This is a genomic window from Bradyrhizobium sp. cf659 (assembly GCF_900113725.1).
Lineage (GTDB): Bacteria > Pseudomonadota > Alphaproteobacteria > Rhizobiales > Xanthobacteraceae > Bradyrhizobium.
Map to the genome: position 1 here is coordinate 279,158 of NZ_FOQJ01000001.1, position 17,732 is coordinate 296,889.

Below are 17,732 nucleotides of genomic sequence, written 5' to 3' on the forward strand. Positions count from 1 at the left end.
TCTGGGCAAATCGAGGTGCGAGACCGTGGACGCCCAGCCCAACCGTTTGCCCAGCGTAGCCGGCGCGACCCGGTCGGCCGGATATCCCACCAGGCCGCCACTGCGGCGTTTCCTGACCGATTGCCACGAGGAGTTCAGGAGCGACGGTTCGGGCGAGCTTGCCGATTACATTCCCGAGCTGAAGCGCGCCAACCCCGATCATTTCGGCATCGCGCTCGTCACCATCGACGGCCATGTCTACGAGGTCGGCGACAGCGCGGTGCCGTTCACGATCCAGTCGGTCTCGAAGGCCTTCGTGTTCGCACTGGCGCTGGAGACGGTGGGCGAGGAGCGCGTCTCGGCCACCATCGGCGTCGAGCCGAGCGGCGAGGCCTTCAATTCGATCCGGCTCACCAACGACAACCGTCCCTTCAATCCCATGGTCAATGCCGGTGCGATTGCCTGCTCGGGCCTGATCTACGAGGTGGACGGCAAGGGCGCCTTCGAACGCGTCCGCTCAAAGCTCAGCGAGTTCGCCGGGCGCGAGCTCGGCGTCGACGAGGCCGTGCATGCCTCCGAGACCGCGACCGGCAACCGCAACCGCGCGATCGCGTGGCTGTTGCGTAACTACGCGGTGCTGCCGGACGACGTCGACGCAGTGCTCGACGTCTATTTCCGCCAATGCGCGATCCTGGTGACGGCGCGCGACCTGGCGGTGATGGCGGCAACTCTCGCCAATCGCGGCATCAATCCGGTGACGGGCGCGCAGGTGATCACGCCGCACATCGTCGCCCGCACGCTGTCGGTGATGACGAGCTCGGGCATGTACGACTATGCGGGCGAGTGGACCTATCGCGTCGGCATCCCCGCCAAGAGCGGCGTCGGCGGCGGCATCGTCGCGGCGCTGCCCTCGCAACTGGGACTGGGCACCTTCTCGCCGCTGCTCGACAATCACTTCAACAGCGTGCGCGGCCTGAAGGTCTGCGAGGCGCTGTCGGCGCGGTTCGATCTGCACATGCTCAACCGCAACGCCGACGTCCGCACCAGCATCATGGCGGACTACGACGTCTACGGCATCTCCTCGCGTCGCAGCCGCCAGCCGCACGAGCAGCAGATTCTCGACGAGCGTCACAGCGACATCCGCATCCTCGAGCTCGTCGGCGCGCTGAATTTCGGCACCATCGATTACGTCACGCGAAGACTCAGCAGCGAGCCGCCGAACGCGCCGCTGTTGATCATCGATTTCCGCCGCGTGCCCGACATCACCGCGGCCGGTGCGGAGCTTCTCGGCGAGACGCTGACGGCGCTCGGCAATGCCGGCGTCACGACGATTCTGTCCGGCCTCGAGGAGACCTCCGCGGTCTGGGCCGCGATCTCCGCGCGGATCGGGGATCCGCGCCGGCTGCGCCGCTTCGCGCTGCTTGACGATGCCATCGAATGGGCCGAGGACCAGGTGATCTACCGCTTCGGCGGCTTCACCGACGTGAAGGAGAGCGCGCATCTCGGCGAGCAGGCGCTGCTGGCCGAGCTCGACGCGGACGAGATCGCCGCCATCGTGAAGCTATCGACCACGCGCCACTACACCGCCGGCCAGCGCATCGTCGCCGCCGGCGAGCCCGCCAATTCGCTGTTCTTCCTCCAGAGTGGCATGGTCAGCGTGAAGCTGCGGAGCGGCGTGCGGCTGGCCTCGCTCGGCCCCGGCATGGAGTTCGGCGAGATGGCCATCCTGGAGAGAACCCGCAGCGCCGACGTGTTTGCCGATACGCCAGTTGCCTGCCTCGAACTGCCGCTCGACAGCTTTGCCGACTACCGCCGCGTGCACCCGGAGACGTCGCTCAAGATCATGCGCAACCTCGCCGCGATCCTGGCGCGGCGGCTGGTGCTCGCGAATGCGAAGGTGGATTTGCTGAGCGCGTATTGACCCGCCACGGACAATCGGCGGCTCGTTCCCCGGATGCAGCGCAGCGCGCCGCACTTGCGGCGCGGTGCGTTGCTGATCCGGGGTCCATTGTGGCGCTGGCTCCCGGCTTTGCGGAGCAGCGTTTCACGCTGCACCGCGTCCGGGACACGAATGAGGTTCCGGCCTGCGTTAATTCGCTCCACCAGCGGGGATCGGCTCCATGCCGCTCGCGATGATCGTGTCGCGGGCGGCGGGGGAGGCGAGGAACTTGATCAAGGCCCGGCCGGCCTCGGGCTCCTTCGAACCGGTGGCGATGCCGGCTGAGAAGATCGTGATCTTCTGCAATTCGTTCGGCAGCGGTCCGACGATATCGATGCCCTTCACGGGCTTCAGTTCGCTGATCTGCTGAAAGCCCAGTTCGGCCTCACCATGCGCGACGATCTCGCCGACCGGCGTGGCCGGGATCTTGCGCGCCTTGTCCTTCATGACATCGGCAATGCCGAGCTTGTCGAACATCTCGGTCGAGACGTAGACGCCGCTGGCGCTATCCGAGTAAGCGATTGTCTTTGCCGCCAGCAGCGCACGCTTGACTGCCTCCGTCGAGCTGATGTCCGGCTTCGGCGCGCCCGACTTCACCGCGATCCCGATCGGCGATCTGGTCAGATCGACCTGGCTGCCGGCAACGACCTTACCCTTGCCGGCGAGGTCGGTGAGGGCATAGCCCACCATGATCAGGACATCGGCCGGTTCGCCGCGCTCCAGCCGGACCGGGATCGCATTGGTGGTGGTGCCCATCGAAGGCCCGAACGCCGTCAGCACCTTGTGGCCGGTGGCTTTCTCGAACTCCGGCACGAGTGCCTGATAGGCAGCCGTCAGACCGCCGGAAATCATCACCCGGACCTCGGCAGCGTCGGACGCGCCGGTGAGCCACAGGAGGCCCAGAAGGCCCAAGGCAAGGTTACGGAATGTTGCCGATGTCGATTTCATTGTCGTTCGTCTCCAACTAACCCCGGCCGCGATAGGGCGCGACGCCTTGCTCCGGCACCCACAGGCCCTTCGGCACGCGGCCGGTCTGCCAGAACACGTCGATCGGAATGCCGCCGCGCGGATACCAGTAGCCGCCGATGCGAAGCCATTTCGGCTTGATCTCCGCGGCGATGCGCTTGCCGATCATCACCGTGCAGTCCTCGTGGAAGGCGCCGTGATTGCGGAAGCTCGCGATGTAGAGTTTCAGCGACTTCGACTCCAGCAGCCATGGGCCGGGTGCGTAGTCGATCATCAGATGCGCGAAATCCGGTTGTCCCGTGACCGGGCACAGCGAGGTGAATTCCGGCACGGTGAAGCGCACCAGATAGTCGGTGCCCTTTTGCGGATTGGGCACGCGGTCGAGCTGGGCTTCTTCCGGTGTGTGCGGCCACTCGACCGCGCGGCCGAGCTGGAGGGATTTTTTCGCCATCGTCGTCACATCCTTTTGCGGATGCCGGGATGGACGCAATTGGAGCTGCCGTCAACCAGTGGCGATTGTCTGGATCATGACGATCCGGTCGTTGCCGGACTCGCAGCCCCAGAGCTCGCCTGGCCTGCCGTCGAGCTGGCGGACATTGGCGTTCGGCTTGTCGCTGGCGAAGACGCTGAACCGCTCGGTCGCGGGATCGAAGCGGACGATGGCATTGGCGGAGAAATCGGTCAGCCAGACCTTGTCCTTGTTATCGACATAGACCGCGTAGGTGCGGGGACGCTCGCCCGGCAGCTTCCAGGTCTTCCAGGAGCCGTCAGCAGGATCGTGCACCGACACATGGCCGCTGTTCCACTCGCTGACCCAGATCCGGCTCTTCGAATCCGACCAGACGCGCCGCGATCCCTGGCTCGGCGTTGGCGGCTCGACCACACTCGCGTTGCCGGTCGCAAGATCGATCTTCGTGATATGGCTGCCGGCGAGCGAGGCGTACCAGACGTCGCCCTTGGGCGTCACCGTGATGCCATAGGGGCCGACACCCTTGGGCGCCCGGAACACGCTCATCTCACCCGACTTGGGCGCGAGCCGGCCGTAATAGCCGGACTGGCCGGTGAACCAGTAGGTGCCTTCCTTGTCGAACACGCCGGTATTGAGATTGGCGGAGGCGAACTTTTCGGGCAGGCGGAACAGCGTGACCTTGAGGTCCTTCGGGTCCACCCGCGCGATCGCGTTCTGGCCGCCCTCGGTGATCCAGGGCGCGCCATCGGGGCCGATCGTCACGCCATGCGGCGCGGCGCCCTGGCCGAGGCTGACGGTCTTGAAGGTGCCATCCTTCGGATCAAGCCTGCCGAGCATGCCCTTGCCCTGCGCGGTGAACCAGACCGTGCCGTCGGGAGCCGGCGCGAGGTCGTGCAGGCCGATCCCGGCACTGATGGGGAAATATTTCGTCCGGAACGGGCCCTCCTGCGCAAAAGATGGGCGAACGGCGAGGAGGGCGGCGCTGGAGCCGAGAAACTGGCGGCGATTCATGGCGTTACCCCGACTGTCTAGGATTGAGGTTGGACGCGCGGACCAGATGCCGCCAAGTTTAGTCTCGGGCACCTCGCGCGTCAGTCGAAGCACGCCGTCCAAGCGTTCACATTTGCTTGCGCTCCGTGTAAGACCCGCGGCGAACCGATCAAACCTAACGAACGGAAGTGCAACATCATGACCGCCATCATCGACATCATCGGCCGCGAAATCCTCGACAGCCGTGGCAATCCCACCGTCGAGGTCGACGTCGTGCTGGAAGATGGCGCGCTCGGCCGCGCCGCGGTGCCATCAGGCGCCTCCACCGGCGCCCATGAGGCGGTGGAACTGCGCGACGGCGACAAGGCCCGCTATCTCGGCAAGGGCGTCACCAAGGCGGTCGGCGCCGTCAACGGCGAGATCTTCGAGGCCTTGAGCGGCCTCGATGTCGAGCAGCAGGCCCAGATCGACCAGATCATGATCGATCTCGACGGCACACCGAACAAGAGCCGGCTGGGCGCCAACGCCATCCTCGGCGTCTCGCTCGCCTGCGCCAAGGCGGCCGCGAACTCGCTCGACATGCCGCTCTACCGTTACGTCGGCGGCACCTCGGCGCGGCTGTTGCCGGTGCCGATGATGAACATCATCAATGGCGGCGTGCATGCCGACAACCCGATCGACTTCCAGGAGTTCATGATCCTGCCGGTCGGCGCGTCGAGCTTTGCCGAGGGCCTGCGTTACGGCGCGGAGGTTTTCCACACGCTGAAGTCGGAGCTGAAGAAGGCCGGCCACAACACCAATGTCGGCGACGAGGGCGGCTTTGCCCCGAACCTGCCGTCGGCGGACGCCGCGCTCGAATTCGTCATGAACGCGATCGGCAAGGCCGGCTTCAAGGCGGGCAGCGACATCGTGATCGGCCTCGACTGCGCCTCGACCGAGTTCTTCAAGGGCGGCAAATACGTCTATGAAGGCGAGGGCAAGACCCGTTCGATCTCCGAGCAGGCCAAGTACCTTGCAGACCTGGTTGCGCGTTATCCGATCGTGACCATCGAGGACGGCATGTCGGAAGACGACATGGACGGCTGGAAGGAGCTCACCGATCTCATCGGCAAGAAGTGTCAGCTCGTCGGCGACGATCTCTTCGTCACCAACGTCAAGCGCCTCGCCGAAGGCATCAAGGCGGGCCGGGCCAACTCGATCCTGATCAAGGTCAACCAGATCGGCACGCTGACCGAGACGCTCGCCGCCGTCGAGATGGCGCACAAGGCCGGCTACACCTCCGTCATGTCGCACCGCTCCGGTGAGACCGAGGATTCCACCATCGCCGACCTCGCCGTCGCCACGAACTGCGGTCAGATCAAGACCGGCTCCCTGGCGCGTTCCGACCGCACCGCCAAATACAATCAGCTCCTGCGCATCGAGCAGCAGCTCGGCAAGCAGGCGCTCTATGGCGGCAAGGCGGCACTGAAGGCGCTGGCATAAGCCAGCGCTTCGACAAGGACAGGGAGGATCGACATGAGCGATGGCAACACCGGACTGCAACTGCGTTCGCTGATCAAGGCGAGTGGCGAGCTGGAAATCTCGCTTCTCGACGTGCCGACCCCCGAGCCCGCCGAGGACGAGGTCGTCGTCCGCGTCGAGGCGGCGCCGATCAATCCGTCCGATCTCGGCCTGCTCGTCGGCGCCGCCGACATGAGCACGGCGAAGGCCTCGGGCACGAAGCAGGCGCCCGTCATCACGGCAAAGGTGCCTGATGGTGCGATGCGCGCGATGGGGGCGCGGCTCGACCAATCCCTGCCGGTCGGCAATGAAGGTGCCGGCGTCGTCATCAAGACCGGCTCGTCGGATGCTGCCAAGGCGCTGATGGGCAAGACCGTCGCGATGATCGGCGGCGCGATGTATTCGCAATACCGGACCTTGAAGGCCAGGGACTGCCAGCCATTGCCTGACGGCACGACGGCGGCGGAGGGCGCATCCTGGTTCGTCAATCCGCTCACCGCGCTCGGCATGACCGAGACCATGCGGCGTGAAGGCCACAAGGGGTTGGTGCATACCGCGGCCGCCTCCAATCTCGGGCAGATGCTGAACAAGATCTGCATCAAGGACGGCATTCCGCTCGTCAACATCGTGCGCAGCAAGGAGCAGGCAGAGATCCTGAAGAAGATCGGCGCCAAATACGTCGTCGACTCCAGCGCGCCGAGCTTCCTCGACGATCTCACCGCCGCGCTGGTCGAGACCGGCGCCACCATCGCGTTCGATGCCATCGGCGGCGGCAAGCTCGCCGGCGACATCCTCAACTGCATGGAAATCGCGATCAACAAGACCGCGAAGGAATACAGCCGCTACGGCTCCAGCGTGCACAAGCAGGTCTATGTCTACGGCGCGCTCGATATCCGTCCGATCGAACTGCCGCGCGGTTTCGGCATGGCCTGGGGCGTCGGCGGTTGGCTGCTGACCCCGTTCCTCCAGAAGATCGGTCCGGCAGATATCGGACGGTTGCGCCAGCGCGTCGTGAATGAACTGAAGACCACCTTCGCCAGCCACTACACCAAGGTGGTCTCGCTTCCCGAGGCGCTCGATCCCGCCAACATCGCGGTGTACGCCAAACGGGCCACCGGCGAAAAATTCCTCATCAACCCGAATAAGTCGTGACGCGCGACTGCGTCCAGGCCTGATCGAATCTATGCCTGGGCCGTGGGGCGAATGACGATCTCGCCGACGTCCACACTATCCGGCTGCGCTATCGCGAAGGCCATCGCCTCCGCGATGGCGCTCGCCGGAATGGCCATCGCCTTCATGCTTGCCTGCCCTTGCTCCCGTAATGCGGAATCCGTCATGGAGGACGGCAGTTCGGTGTCGACATAACCGGGTGAGATGGTCGTCACCCGAAGCGACGGGCCGGCCTCCTGACGAAGCCCTTCGGAAATCGCCCTGACGGCATTCTTCGACCCCGCATAGACGGCCATTGTCGGAACGATCTTGATGCCGGCGGTCGACAGGGTGTTGACGAAATGGCCGAAGCCCTGACGACGAAAGACGGGCAGGGCCGCGGCGATCCCGTAGAGCACGCCCTTCACGTTCACGTCGATCATGTCGTCCCAGTCGTCGACCCTCAGATCGTCCAGGCGCGAAATCGGGGCAATCCCCGCATTGTTGATCAGGACGTCCAGCTTCCCGTATCGGTCCGTTGCGAGTCCGACGAGCCCGGCGACATCCTCGCGTCGCCTGACGTCGGTGACGAGGCACGACGCCTTTCCGCCCGTTGACGTGATGCTCGCGGCCAGCATCTCCAGCCTGTCGGCGCGCCGTGCGCCGAGGATCACGATGGCGCCACGTTCGGCGAGATGCCGGGCGGCGGCCTCGCCAATTCCGCTGCTGGCGCCCGTGATGGCGATGACCTTGCCCGCGATGCCCGTCATAGATGTTCCATGCAGTTCGTTGCGAGATGTACTTCGCATCGGAAGCGAGGATAATCTATGCTCGAAGTGCTCGAAAATCGTCGAGATCGGATCAAGCCTTGGACAGACACTCGGACAACCACGCGTCCAAACGCTTGGATCAGGCCTTGGACAAAGCCTCGGACCCTTTGTCTCAGGTCTTCTCACTCCTGGACGTTCGCGCCGCGCGTTGCACGAGGTTCGAGGCGGGCGGCAATTGGTCGTATCGGTTCCCCGCAAAACCCTCCCTGAAGTTCGGCGCGGTCATCCGAGGTGATTGCTGGATCGATTTCGGCGACGAAGCCCGGCATCGGCTTGCCGCCGGCGACTGTTTTCTTCTGGCCAATGCGCCGGCCTATGTTCTGGCCAACGACGAACGCCTTGCTCCCGAAGACGGCATTGCGGCGTTCGATTGGGCGCAGTCGGATGTCGCGCGTCACGCGGGCAGCGATACCGTCCTGCTTGCCGGCAGTTTCGGTTTCGAAGCATCGGACGCCGGATTGCTGCTCGATGCGCTCCCTCGCTTTCTGCTGATACCATCGCGCAGTCCGTCGGCATCCGTCATTCATTCCACGCTTGGGATTCTCGACCTTGAAATCAGGGGGACGGGAATCGGAGCGGCCGTACTCACCGACAGGCTTGCCGACGTCCTACTCGTCCAGGTGCTCCGCGCGGCGCTGGATCAGAGTGCCGGCGAGGGTCTTGGATGGATCAACGCGCTGGTCGACGCCAGGATCGGCAAGGCCATCAGGCTGATGCACGAAGACGCCGCTCATCCCTGGACCCTGGACGCATTGTCCGTAGCGATCGCCATGTCGCGATCCGCGTTTTCAAAGCGGTTCAAGTCGCTGGTGGGGCTGGCGCCGCTCGACTACCTGCTTCGATGGCGAATGCGGCTTGCACGCGATCAGTTGCGACGTGGAGCGACCGTTGCGGCAACCGCCACGCAGCTTGGATACTCGTCCGAGAGCGCCTTCGGGCACGCCTTCAAGCGAGTCTACGGCCATGCACCGAAGCGATACTGGCGCGGACAGGCCACGGGCGAAAAATTCCCCGACGCCTCGAATAAATTATCGTGATGTGCGACGGCACGTCACCGAAAGAAGGTCTTGCCTTCTGAGCGAAGCGGGAGATTATTCCGCCGCCATTGAAAGCGGAAAACCGCAAGGGCTCAGAAGGGGACCTCTCCATGACCGATCTCAATCGCCGTCATCTGCTCGCAGGCGCTGCCGCCATCGGCGCGGCTGCCGCCACCGGACTTCGACCGACCATTGCCAATGCCTCAATGCCGCAAGCCGGGACCCAGGCACCCGGCTTCTATCGCTACAAGGTCGGCAGCTTAGAGTGCACCTCGATCAATGACGGCGCGCGCACCTTCCCGATGCCGGACAAGTTCGTCGTCAACGCGCCCAAGGATGAGGCGCTCGCCGCGGGCGAGGCGGCCTACATGCCCAAGGGCATGGTCACGGTGCCGTTCAATCCGCAGCTCATCAACACCGGCTCCAAGCTGGTGCTGATCGACACCGGCAACGGCGTCGCCAATCTCGAGCCCAGCAAGGGCGCGGTCGGCCGCACGCTGCAAAATCTCGCGGCCGCCGGCATCGATTCCAAGAGCATCGACGTCGTGCTGCTCTCGCATCTGCATCCCGACCACACCAACGGCATTCGCCTCGCCGACGGCGCGCTCGCCTTCCCGAATGCGGAGATCATGGTGCCGGGCAAGGACTGGGAGTTCTGGACCAGCGAGGACAACGCCGCCAAGGCAGAGTCCAACCCGATGATGAAGAACTACTTCGCCAACGTGAAGAAGACCTTCGCCGGCCTCGAATCCAAGGTCACCAAGTACGAGTGGGGCAAGGAGGTCGCGCCCGGCATCACCTCGATCGCGACGCCCGGCCATACGCCCGGCCACACCTCGTTTGCGGTCGCGTCCGGCGATGCCAAGGTGCTGATCCAGTCCGACGTCACCAACATTCCGGAGTTCTTCCTGCGCAATCCGGACTGGCACGTGATGTTCGACACCGACGCCGCGATGGCGCAGCAGACGCGCCACAAATTCTACGACATGGCGGCAGCCGAGAAGGCGACCGTGATCGGCTTCCACTTCACCTTCCCCTCGGTCGGCCATGTCGAGAAGGACGGCGCCAAATATCGCCTGATCCCGTCGGCCTGGAATCCGACGATCTGATCGATACAGATTTGCACGAAAGATCAGGCCGCCGCTTGGCGGCCTGATTGCTTTGGCCGGATCCACACTGGAATCGTAGCCCGGATTACGCTTCGCTCCATCCGGGCGACGGGTGCTTTTGCGAAACGCAGCGTTTCCAAATCGGATTGGTTCATGCACTTGCATTGATTGGGCGAGATCGCTTAAGTGCCGCCCCGGCACTCCTGCTCCAGTTTTCGAGGACCCCCATGGCCTATAATGTCGTTGTTATCGCCGGCAGCCTGCGTAAGGACAGTTTTTCGCTGAAGATCGCCAATGCGCTCGCCAAGCTCGCGCCGGCCTCGCTCAAGCTCGAGGTCATCACGCTGGCGGGCATCTCCCTCTTCAACCAGGACCTCGAGGGCGCGCCGCCCGCGGACTGGCTGGCCTTCCGCGAAAAGCTCCAGAAGTCGGACGGCGTCCTGTTCGTCACCCCCGAATACAATCGCGCCATTCCGGGCGTCCTGAAGAACGCCATCGACGTCGCCTCGCGCCCCTATGGCAAGAGCTCGTTCAACGGCAAGCCGGTCGGCATCATCTCGAACTCGCCGGGTCCGCTCGGCGGCGTCAGCGCGGCCAAGACGCTCCAGAACATCCTGCCGGGCATTGCCGGCCCGATCATGCAGCAGCCCGAGACCTACCTGAACGCGGTTGGCGACGCCTTCGATGCGGAGGGTAACCTGGCCAAGGACTCGCTCAAGACCGTGCTCCAGGCCTATATCGACGCCTTCGCAGCACACGTGGCCAAGCATCACGGCTGAGGACGCGCTCTCCGTCATGGCCGGGCAAAAGCGCGAAGCGCGTCTTCGCGCCAGATGTCCCGGCCATCCACGTTCTTGCTTGCGACGACGAAGAACGTGGATGCCCGGCCCGGCACAAGGCCGGGCATGACGATGACGATTGGTGGCGCGGGCAGGGCGCATTAGCGCTCCCTTAACCAAACTCCCCCATCTTCCGAAGATGGTCTCCCGCGCGCGCCTCAAATCGATTCTGACCGGTCTCGCCCTCTACGCGATGGCGGCCGCCATCGTCGGCTATTTCGGCGTCAACGCCTATACCGGCAAATACGGCCTCAACGCCCGCCAGGAACTCGACCAGGAGATCATCGCGCTCACGAGCGAGCTGGCCCAGCTCAAGCGCGAGCGCGCCAGGAGCGAGCAGCGCGTGTCGCTGCTGCGTTCCGCGAGGATCGATCCCGACATGCTGGACGAGCGGGCGCGCTTCCAGCTCGATTACGTCAATCCGCGCGATCTCGTTCGGATGATCCCGCCGAACTAGCGTTTGCGCGGGTTTCGAAACTGGGATCGAAAGCCGGCCCGAGCCCGGCCGCCTCCTTCTCCATCACGCCAAAAGTCGCAAGACCGCAGTCGCTTTGCCGCCTTGACGCAACGGCGCCGGCGAGGGCATGGCTTGTGCGGCGCAACCGCTCCCCAAGATTGACCGAGATCAATCAGGCCGCGCCGGCACGTCGTAAATTGCCACCCGGAGGAAACGGTGATGAATGGGTCAATGCCCCAGCATCACGCGGCTCGTGTCGAAGCCGCTATTGCATCAGGCCAGGCGGCTCGCTCCGCGCTCGTGGCCTCCTGGCGCCGTTCGTCCCGACTGCATCATCTCGATCCCTCAGGCCGTGGCCTGCCGCAGCGGCTGACCGACGCGGAACTCCGCGAGGCGCGCGAGCGTATCGCGCCGCTGCTCGCCGCTGCGCAAGGCGCGATGGACCGGCTCTACCAGGCGGTTGGCGCCGCCGGCTGCTGCGTGCTGCTGGCCGACGGCGAGGGGGTGCCGGTCGATCGTCGCGGCACGCCGGCGGACGACACCACCTTTCAATCCTGGGGCCTGTGGACCGGTGCGCTCTGGAGCGAGGAGCACGAGGGCACCAATGGCATCGGCACCTGCGTGGTCGAACAGCGGCCGCTGACGATCGACCGCGACCAGCACTTCTTCACGCGCAACACGCTGTTGAGCTGCACCGCCGTTCCGATCTACGACCACGAGGGGGCGTTTGCCGGCGTGCTCGACGTCTCCTCCTGCCGCGCCGACCGGACCGACGCGTTTTCCAATCTGATCGCGCTTGCGGCGGGCGAGGCGGCAAGGCGCATCGAGGCCGACTTGTTCCGCCGGGCTTTCGCCCATGCCCGCATCGTGCTGACGCAAGCTGCGGACGGCCAGTGCGGCGGCCTCGTCGCGGTCGATGCGGACGACCTCGTGATCGGCGCGACCCGCTCCGCCCGGGTGGGACTGGGGCTCGCGCCCGGCCGGGCGTTGCGGCCCGTGCCCGCGGCCGATCTTCTCGGCGGCGATACGGCGCGCGACCACCTCGCTGGCGGTCAGCGTGCGGTGTTGCAGCGGGCGCTGCTGCGTGCGAGCGGCAATGTTTCGGCGGCCGCCAAAGCCCTCGGCGTCAGCCGCGCCACGCTGCACAGGAAGCTGAAGCGGTTCGAGCTGAACCACTGAGGGCCGCAGTCTCCTCAGCCGTCATTGCGAGCCAACGGGTCCGCGCAAAGCGCGGCCCGATGACAGGCTCCGCGAACCAATCCAGAATCTTTCCGCGGAGGGACTCTGGATTGCTTCGCAGCGCTCGCAAAGACGATGTGGAAGCCGTGTGTGCTCCACCTTGCACTTGCCTCAGTCGGACCTGTCGCAGTTCTGCGACAGGTCCGCTCTTCCATCGCTCCCGCCCGGGCTGACAGCAAACGCCTCCCGATACATCGTCGGCGCAAGTCGCGACCACGCGACGAATTGCACAAACAGCAAACATCGGGAGTGATCAATGAACAAGGTGGAATTCCTCAACGTCACCAAAGTTCCCTTCGCCGAGCGCTATGACAATTTCATCGGCGGCAAGTTCGTCGCGCCGATCTCCGGCAAGTATTTCGACAATGCCTCGCCGGTGAACGGACAGATCGTCTGCAAGATCGCGCGCTCCGACGCGCAGGATGTCGAAGCCGCCCTCGACGCGGCGCATGCCGCCAAGGCCGCCTGGGGGAGCACCAGCGTCGCCGAGCGTGCCGCGATCCTGAACAAGATCGCCGACCGCATGGAAGAAAATCTCGAGCGCCTCGCGATCGCTGAGACCTGGGACAACGGCAAGCCGATCCGCGAGACCCGCGCGGCCGACATCCCGCTCGCCATCGATCACTTCCGCTATTTCGCCGGCGTCGTCCGCGCCCAGGAGGGCTCGATCGGCGAGATCGACCACGACACCATCGCCTATCATTTCCACGAGCCGCTCGGCGTCGTCGGCCAGATCATCCCCTGGAACTTCCCGCTGCTGATGGCTTGCTGGAAGCTCGCCCCTGCGCTCGCCGCCGGCAATTGCGTCGTGCTCAAGCCCGCCGAGCAGACCCCGGCCTCGATCATGGTCTGGGCCGAGATCATCGGCGACCTGCTGCCGCCCGGCGTCCTCAATATCGTCAACGGCTTTGGCCTCGAAGCCGGCAAGCCGCTGGCCTCGAGCCCGCGCATCGCCAAGATCGCCTTCACCGGCGAGACCACGACGGGCCGGCTGATCATGCAATATGCCAGCCAGAACCTGATCCCGGTCACGCTGGAGCTCGGCGGCAAGTCGCCGAACATCTTCTTCAAGGACGTCACCGCTGAGGACGACGACTTCTTCGACAAGGCGATCGAAGGCTTCGTCATGTTCGCGCTGAACCAGGGCGAGGTCTGCACCTGTCCGAGCCGCGCGTTGGTTCACGCCGACATCTACGACCGCTTCATGGAGCGGTCGCTGAAGCGCGTCGCCGCGATCAAGCAGGGCGACCCGCGTGCGGCCGACACCATGATCGGCGCGCAGGCCTCGGGCGAGCAGCTCGCCAAGATCCTCTCCTATATCGACATCGGCAAGCAGGAGGGTGCCAAGGTGCTGGCCGGCGGCGGACGTGCGGATCTCGGCGGCGATCTTTCCGGCGGCTTCTACGTCCAGCCGACGGTGTTCGAGGGCCACAACAAGATGCGAATCTTCCAGGAGGAGATCTTTGGCCCCGTCGTCTCGGTCACGACCTTCAAGACCGATGACGAAGCGCTCGCGATCGCCAACGACACGCTCTACGGTCTCGGCGCCGGTGTCTGGAGCCGCGATGCCAACCGCTGCTACCGCTTCGGCCGGGCGATCCAGGCCGGCCGAGTCTGGACCAATTGCTACCATGCCTATCCGGCGCATGCGGCGTTCGGCGGCTACAAGCAGTCGGGCGTCGGTCGCGAGACCCACAAGATGATGCTCGATCACTACCAGCAGACCAAGAATCTCCTGGTCAGCTACAGCCCGAAGAAGCTCGGCTTCTTCTGATCGGACAGGAGCGGGCGGCGCCGTTTTGGCGCCGCTCGTTCCGGCAAACGGGACCCGGCCGGCGCGGCGTTAGATTTGTTGCCTGATCAGCGCCAAAGATTTTCCAATATTTCGGCCACGTTGCAGTGCGGCATAATGAAAGTCGTGCCATGCCGCCGCGGTGCTTTCCAAGGGTGTTTGACTTGGGTTAGAGAGGACGAAAGTTTTCTCTGACCCGGAATTCCCATGGCCGCACCCAAGAAAGCCGCCGCAAGCGCTCCACAGGACAAGACCAACGGCGGTTCGCCCCCGGAATTCACCAGGGAGCAGGAGCTGAAGGCGCTCCGCGACATGCTCCTGATCCGGCGATTCGAGGAAAAGGCCGGCCAGCTCTACGGCATGGGCGCGATCGGCGGCTTCTGCCACCTCTATATCGGCCAGGAGGCCGTGGTGGTCGGCATGCAGATGGCCCTGAAAGAGGGCGATCAGGTCATTACCGGCTATCGCGATCACGGTCACATGCTTGCCACCGGCATGGAGGCCAACGGCGTCATGGCCGAGCTCACCGGCCGGCGCGGCGGCTATTCCAAGGGCAAGGGCGGCTCCATGCATATGTTCAGCAAGGAGAAGCACTTTTACGGCGGCCACGGCATCGTCGGCGCCCAGGTCTCGCTCGGCACGGGTCTCGCCTTCGCCAACAACTATCGCGGCAACGGCAATGTCAGCGTCACCTATTTCGGCGACGGTGCCGCCAACCAGGGCCAGGTCTATGAGAGCTTCAACATGGCGGAGCTCTGGAAGCTGCCGGTGATCTACGTCATCGAGAACAACCGCTACGCCATGGGCACCGCGGTCTCGCGCGCTTCGGCGCAGCAGGACTTCTCCAAGCGCGGCGCGTCGTTCAACATCCCCGGCCAACAGGTCGACGGCATGGACGTCCGCGCCGTGAAGGCCGCCGGCGACGAGGCGGCCGCGTGGTGCCGCGCCGGCAAGGGCCCCTTCATCCTTGAAATGCAGACCTACCGCTATCGCGGCCACTCGATGTCCGATCCTGCAAAATACCGCACGCGCGAGGAGGTCGAGAAGGTCCGCCACGACCAGGACCCGATCGAGCAGGTGCGCAACCGCCTGCTGGCCGCCAAGGTGAGCGAGGCCGACCTCAAGGCGATCGACGCCGAGGTGCGCGACATCGTCAACGCGTCCGCCGATTTCGCCCAGCATGATCCCGAGCCGGATGCCGCCGAGCTCTGGACCGACATTTACCGCTGAACGCGCGCAAGCTTTCTTTTGGAGTCGATATGCCAATTCAAGTGCTGATGCCCGCGTTGTCGCCCACGATGGAGAAGGGCAACCTCGCCAAATGGCTGAAAAAAGAGGGTGAGACGATCAAGTCCGGCGATGTCATCGCCGAGATCGAGACCGACAAGGCGACCATGGAGGTCGAGGCGACCGACGAAGGTACGCTCGGCAAGATCCTGATCCCCGAAGGCACCGCCGACGTCGCCGTCAACACGCCGATCGCGACGATTCTTGCCGACGGTGAGAGCGCCGCTGATCTCGCCAAGGCGCCCGCGCCGGCCCCGCAGCAGAAGGCCGCTGAATCCGCAGCCCCTGCCGCCGCAAAGGCCGAGGCACCCGCGCCCAAGGCTGCGCCCGCGCCGCAAGCCGTCGCCGAGCCCGATCCGGAAGTGCCCGCCGGCACCGAGATGGTGACGCAGACCATCCGCGAGGCGCTGCGCGATGCCATGGCCGAAGAGATGCGCCGTGACGCCGACGTCTTCGTGATGGGCGAAGAGGTTGCCGAGTATCAGGGCGCCTACAAGGTCACCCAGGGCTTGCTCCAGGAATTCGGCGCCAAGCGCGTGATCGACACGCCGATCACCGAGCACGGCTTTGCCGGCATCGGCGTCGGTGCCGCGATGACCGGGTTGAAGCCGGTCGTCGAGTTCATGACCTTCAACTTCGCCATGCAGGCGATCGACCAGATCATCAACTCCGCGGCCAAGACGCTGTACATGTCCGGCGGCCAGATGGGCTGCTCGATCGTGTTCCGCGGGCCCAATGGCGCCGCCGCGCGCGTCGCCGCCCAGCACAGCCAGGACTATTCGTCCTGGTATTCGAACGTCCCGGGTCTCAAGGTCGTCGCGCCGTTCTCGGCCGCGGATTACAAGGGCCTGCTCAAGGCAGCGATCCGCGATCCCAATCCGGTGATCTTCCTCGAGAACGAGGTGCTTTACGGCCACACCGGCGAAGTGCCCAAGCTCGACGACTTCGTGATTCCGATCGGCAAGGCGCGCATCGTGCGCTCCGGCAGCCATGTCACCATCATCTCCTGGTCGAACGGCATGACCTATGCGCTGAAGGCGGCCGACGAGCTCGCCAAGGACGGCATCGAGGCCGAGGTGATCGACCTGCGCACGCTGCGTCCGATGGACACCGAGACCATCGTCAACTCGGTCAAGAAAACGGGGCGCGCCGTCACGGTGGAAGAGGGCTGGGCCCAGAGCGGCGTCGGCGCCGAGATCGCCGCGCGGATCATGGAGAACGCGTTCGACTATCTGGATGCGCCGGTCGCGCGCGTTTCCGGCAAGGACGTGCCGATGCCCTATGCCGCGAATCTGGAGAAGCTCGCGCTGCCTTCGGCGGCGGAAGTCGTCGAGGCCGCCAAAGCCGTCTGCTACAGGTAGACCATGGCGGGCCCGAAGGAGCAGCCACTGCCACCCGACGTCATGACCCGCGAGGACGCGGTCGAGATCCTGCGCGTGTTCGTGCTGGACGGCGGGCTGTCGATGGCGTTCCAGCGTGCCTTCGAGGAACCCGACATGTGGGGCCTCTTGCTCGTCGATCTTGCCCGTCACGCCGCGCGCGCCTATGCGCGCGAGAGCGAATATACCGAGGAGGACGCCCTGAACCGGATCCTCGAGATGTTTCAGGCCGAGATCGAGCGTCCCACAGACACCGGCACCACGACGCCGCGCGGGAAGGGGCACTGACAGTGGCGATCGAATCCTATCACTTCGATTTCATGCTGGAGGCGATCCGCGAGGCGGAGGCCTCGATCGCGCAGGGCGGCCTGCCGATCGGCGCCGTGCTGACGCGGGAGGGCAAGATCATTGCCCGCGGCCACAACAACCGTGTGCAGGAGAAAAACGTCATCCTGCACGGCGAGATGAGCTGCCTGCGCGAGGCCGGCGTGATGTCGTTCCACGACACCGTCATGTACACCACGCTGTCGCCATGCTCGATGTGTGCCGGCGCGCTCGCTCTGTTCAAGGTCCAATTGGTGGTGATCGGCGAATCCGTCACCTTCCCGGGCTCGAAGGACATTCTCGACAAGTTCGGCATCCCCTGGATCGACCTTGCCGACGACCGCTCCATCACCATGATGAAGAATTGGCGATCTATCCCGGCCAATGAGCGCCTGTGGCAAGGCGACATCGGCAACTAAACCTGGTCTGTTCGTCTTCGCTGTCGGA

17 protein-coding genes are annotated in these 17,732 nt (G+C 64.8%); 13 read left to right on the plus strand and 4 right to left on the minus strand.

Translation table 11 applies throughout. The annotated features are described in order from the left end of the window. The first annotated feature begins 25 nt into the window (after nt 1-25). Entirely contained in the window at nt 26-1,900 is a 1,875-nt protein-coding gene (gene glsA / locus BM118_RS01365; RefSeq protein ID WP_092181206.1) for a glutaminase A, read from the plus strand. A gap of 168 nt (nt 1,901-2,068) precedes the next feature. Here glsA and BM118_RS01370 read toward each other — a convergent pair whose 3' ends face one another. Genes BM118_RS01370 through BM118_RS01380 form a run of 3 tightly spaced genes read right to left on the minus strand, consistent with a single transcriptional unit; the run spans nt 2,069 to nt 4,364 of the window. Beyond that, on the minus strand, nt 2,069-2,866 hold the full coding sequence (locus BM118_RS01370; RefSeq protein WP_092181209.1) for a substrate-binding domain-containing protein: 798 nt from the start codon (nt 2,864-2,866) through the stop codon (nt 2,069-2,071). Nucleotides 2,867-2,882: 16 nt separating this feature from the next. Next, nucleotides 2,883-3,335: a preQ(1) synthase gene (gene queF, locus BM118_RS01375; protein ID WP_177233928.1), complete on the minus strand. Its 453-nt coding sequence runs from the start codon at nt 3,333-3,335 to the stop codon at nt 2,883-2,885. Between the two features lie 51 nt (nt 3,336-3,386). After that, on the minus strand, nt 3,387-4,364 hold the full coding sequence (locus BM118_RS01380; RefSeq protein WP_092181215.1) for a Vgb family protein: 978 nt from the start codon (nt 4,362-4,364) through the stop codon (nt 3,387-3,389). A 177-nt stretch (nt 4,365-4,541) separates the two neighbouring features. Between BM118_RS01380 and eno the strand changes: the two genes are divergently transcribed. After that, a complete protein-coding gene (gene eno, locus BM118_RS01385) occupies nt 4,542-5,825 on the plus strand; it encodes a phosphopyruvate hydratase (protein WP_092181218.1) in 1,284 nt (427 codons plus the stop codon). 33 nt (nt 5,826-5,858) lie between these two features. Continuing rightward, the gene (locus BM118_RS01390) at nt 5,859-6,995 is read left to right on the plus strand and encodes a zinc-binding dehydrogenase (protein WP_092181221.1); all 1,137 of its coding nucleotides are present in this window, start codon (nt 5,859-5,861) and stop codon (nt 6,993-6,995) included. 29 nt (nt 6,996-7,024) lie between these two features. Here BM118_RS01390 and BM118_RS01395 read toward each other — a convergent pair whose 3' ends face one another. Further along, the gene (locus BM118_RS01395) at nt 7,025-7,762 is read right to left on the minus strand and encodes an SDR family oxidoreductase (RefSeq protein WP_092181224.1); all 738 of its coding nucleotides are present in this window, start codon (nt 7,760-7,762) and stop codon (nt 7,025-7,027) included. Between the two features lie 146 nt (nt 7,763-7,908). Between BM118_RS01395 and BM118_RS01400 the strand changes: the two genes are divergently transcribed. From BM118_RS01400 to BM118_RS01445, 10 genes are all read left to right on the plus strand, one after another. Further along, a complete protein-coding gene (locus BM118_RS01400) occupies nt 7,909-8,859 on the plus strand; it encodes an AraC family transcriptional regulator (RefSeq protein WP_244550029.1) in 951 nt (316 codons plus the stop codon). A 110-nt stretch (nt 8,860-8,969) separates the two neighbouring features. Further along, nucleotides 8,970-9,968, plus strand: coding sequence for an MBL fold metallo-hydrolase (locus tag BM118_RS01405; protein WP_092181227.1), 999 nt, complete (start codon nt 8,970-8,972; stop codon nt 9,966-9,968). Nucleotides 9,969-10,195: 227 nt separating this feature from the next. Continuing rightward, nucleotides 10,196-10,747, plus strand: coding sequence for an NADPH-dependent FMN reductase (locus BM118_RS01410; RefSeq protein ID WP_092181229.1), 552 nt, complete (start codon nt 10,196-10,198; stop codon nt 10,745-10,747). Between the two features lie 199 nt (nt 10,748-10,946). Next, the gene (locus BM118_RS01415) at nt 10,947-11,264 is read left to right on the plus strand and encodes an FtsB family cell division protein (RefSeq protein WP_011087554.1); all 318 of its coding nucleotides are present in this window, start codon (nt 10,947-10,949) and stop codon (nt 11,262-11,264) included. Between the two features lie 219 nt (nt 11,265-11,483). After that, complete coding sequence (locus tag BM118_RS01420) at nt 11,484-12,443, plus strand: helix-turn-helix domain-containing protein (protein ID WP_177233930.1); 960 nt, start codon at nt 11,484-11,486, stop codon at nt 12,441-12,443. 316 nt (nt 12,444-12,759) lie between these two features. Continuing rightward, nucleotides 12,760-14,277 carry an aldehyde dehydrogenase gene (gene adh / locus BM118_RS01425; RefSeq protein ID WP_092181235.1) on the plus strand — a complete coding sequence of 506 codons (1,518 nt, stop codon included), beginning with the start codon at nt 12,760-12,762 and terminating at the stop codon, nt 14,275-14,277. Nucleotides 14,278-14,502: 225 nt separating this feature from the next. Continuing rightward, nucleotides 14,503-15,525 (plus strand): pyruvate dehydrogenase (acetyl-transferring) E1 component subunit alpha, encoded by a 1,023-nt coding sequence (gene pdhA / locus BM118_RS01430; protein ID WP_027548265.1) that lies wholly within the window; start codon nt 14,503-14,505, stop codon nt 15,523-15,525. Between the two features lie 29 nt (nt 15,526-15,554). Beyond that, the gene (locus BM118_RS01435) at nt 15,555-16,943 is read left to right on the plus strand and encodes a pyruvate dehydrogenase complex E1 component subunit beta (protein ID WP_092181239.1); all 1,389 of its coding nucleotides are present in this window, start codon (nt 15,555-15,557) and stop codon (nt 16,941-16,943) included. Between the two features lie 3 nt (nt 16,944-16,946). Further along, on the plus strand, nt 16,947-17,249 hold the full coding sequence (locus BM118_RS01440; RefSeq protein ID WP_092181243.1) for a DUF5076 domain-containing protein: 303 nt from the start codon (nt 16,947-16,949) through the stop codon (nt 17,247-17,249). A gap of 2 nt (nt 17,250-17,251) precedes the next feature. Continuing rightward, the gene (locus tag BM118_RS01445) at nt 17,252-17,704 is read left to right on the plus strand and encodes a nucleoside deaminase (RefSeq protein ID WP_092181246.1); all 453 of its coding nucleotides are present in this window, start codon (nt 17,252-17,254) and stop codon (nt 17,702-17,704) included. The last annotated feature ends 28 nt before the right edge of the window (nt 17,705-17,732 follow it).

What these genes read in the sequence shown, in the direction of transcription:
- adh (WP_092181235.1), top strand. Translation starts at nt 12,760, where the DNA reads ATGAACAAGGTGGAATTCCTCAACGTCACCAAAGTTCCCTTCGCCGAG.
- BM118_RS01420 (WP_177233930.1), top strand. Translation starts at nt 11,484, where the DNA reads ATGAATGGGTCAATGCCCCAGCATCACGCGGCTCGTGTCGAAGCCGCT.
- BM118_RS01435 (WP_092181239.1), top strand. Translation starts at nt 15,555, where the DNA reads ATGCCAATTCAAGTGCTGATGCCCGCGTTGTCGCCCACGATGGAGAAG.
- BM118_RS01395 (WP_092181224.1), bottom strand. Translation starts at nt 7,762, where the DNA reads ATGACGGGCATCGCGGGCAAGGTCATCGCCATCACGGGCGCCAGCAGC.
- pdhA (WP_027548265.1), top strand. Translation starts at nt 14,503, where the DNA reads ATGGCCGCACCCAAGAAAGCCGCCGCAAGCGCTCCACAGGACAAGACC.
- BM118_RS01380 (WP_092181215.1), bottom strand. Translation starts at nt 4,364, where the DNA reads ATGAATCGCCGCCAGTTTCTCGGCTCCAGCGCCGCCCTCCTCGCCGTT.
- eno (WP_092181218.1), top strand. Translation starts at nt 4,542, where the DNA reads ATGACCGCCATCATCGACATCATCGGCCGCGAAATCCTCGACAGCCGT.
- BM118_RS01440 (WP_092181243.1), top strand. Translation starts at nt 16,947, where the DNA reads ATGGCGGGCCCGAAGGAGCAGCCACTGCCACCCGACGTCATGACCCGC.
- BM118_RS01410 (WP_092181229.1), top strand. Translation starts at nt 10,196, where the DNA reads ATGGCCTATAATGTCGTTGTTATCGCCGGCAGCCTGCGTAAGGACAGT.
- BM118_RS01370 (WP_092181209.1), bottom strand. Translation starts at nt 2,866, where the DNA reads ATGAAATCGACATCGGCAACATTCCGTAACCTTGCCTTGGGCCTTCTG.
- queF (WP_177233928.1), bottom strand. Translation starts at nt 3,335, where the DNA reads ATGGCGAAAAAATCCCTCCAGCTCGGCCGCGCGGTCGAGTGGCCGCAC.
- BM118_RS01415 (WP_011087554.1), top strand. Translation starts at nt 10,947, where the DNA reads ATGGTCTCCCGCGCGCGCCTCAAATCGATTCTGACCGGTCTCGCCCTC.
- BM118_RS01405 (WP_092181227.1), top strand. Translation starts at nt 8,970, where the DNA reads ATGACCGATCTCAATCGCCGTCATCTGCTCGCAGGCGCTGCCGCCATC.
- BM118_RS01390 (WP_092181221.1), top strand. Translation starts at nt 5,859, where the DNA reads ATGAGCGATGGCAACACCGGACTGCAACTGCGTTCGCTGATCAAGGCG.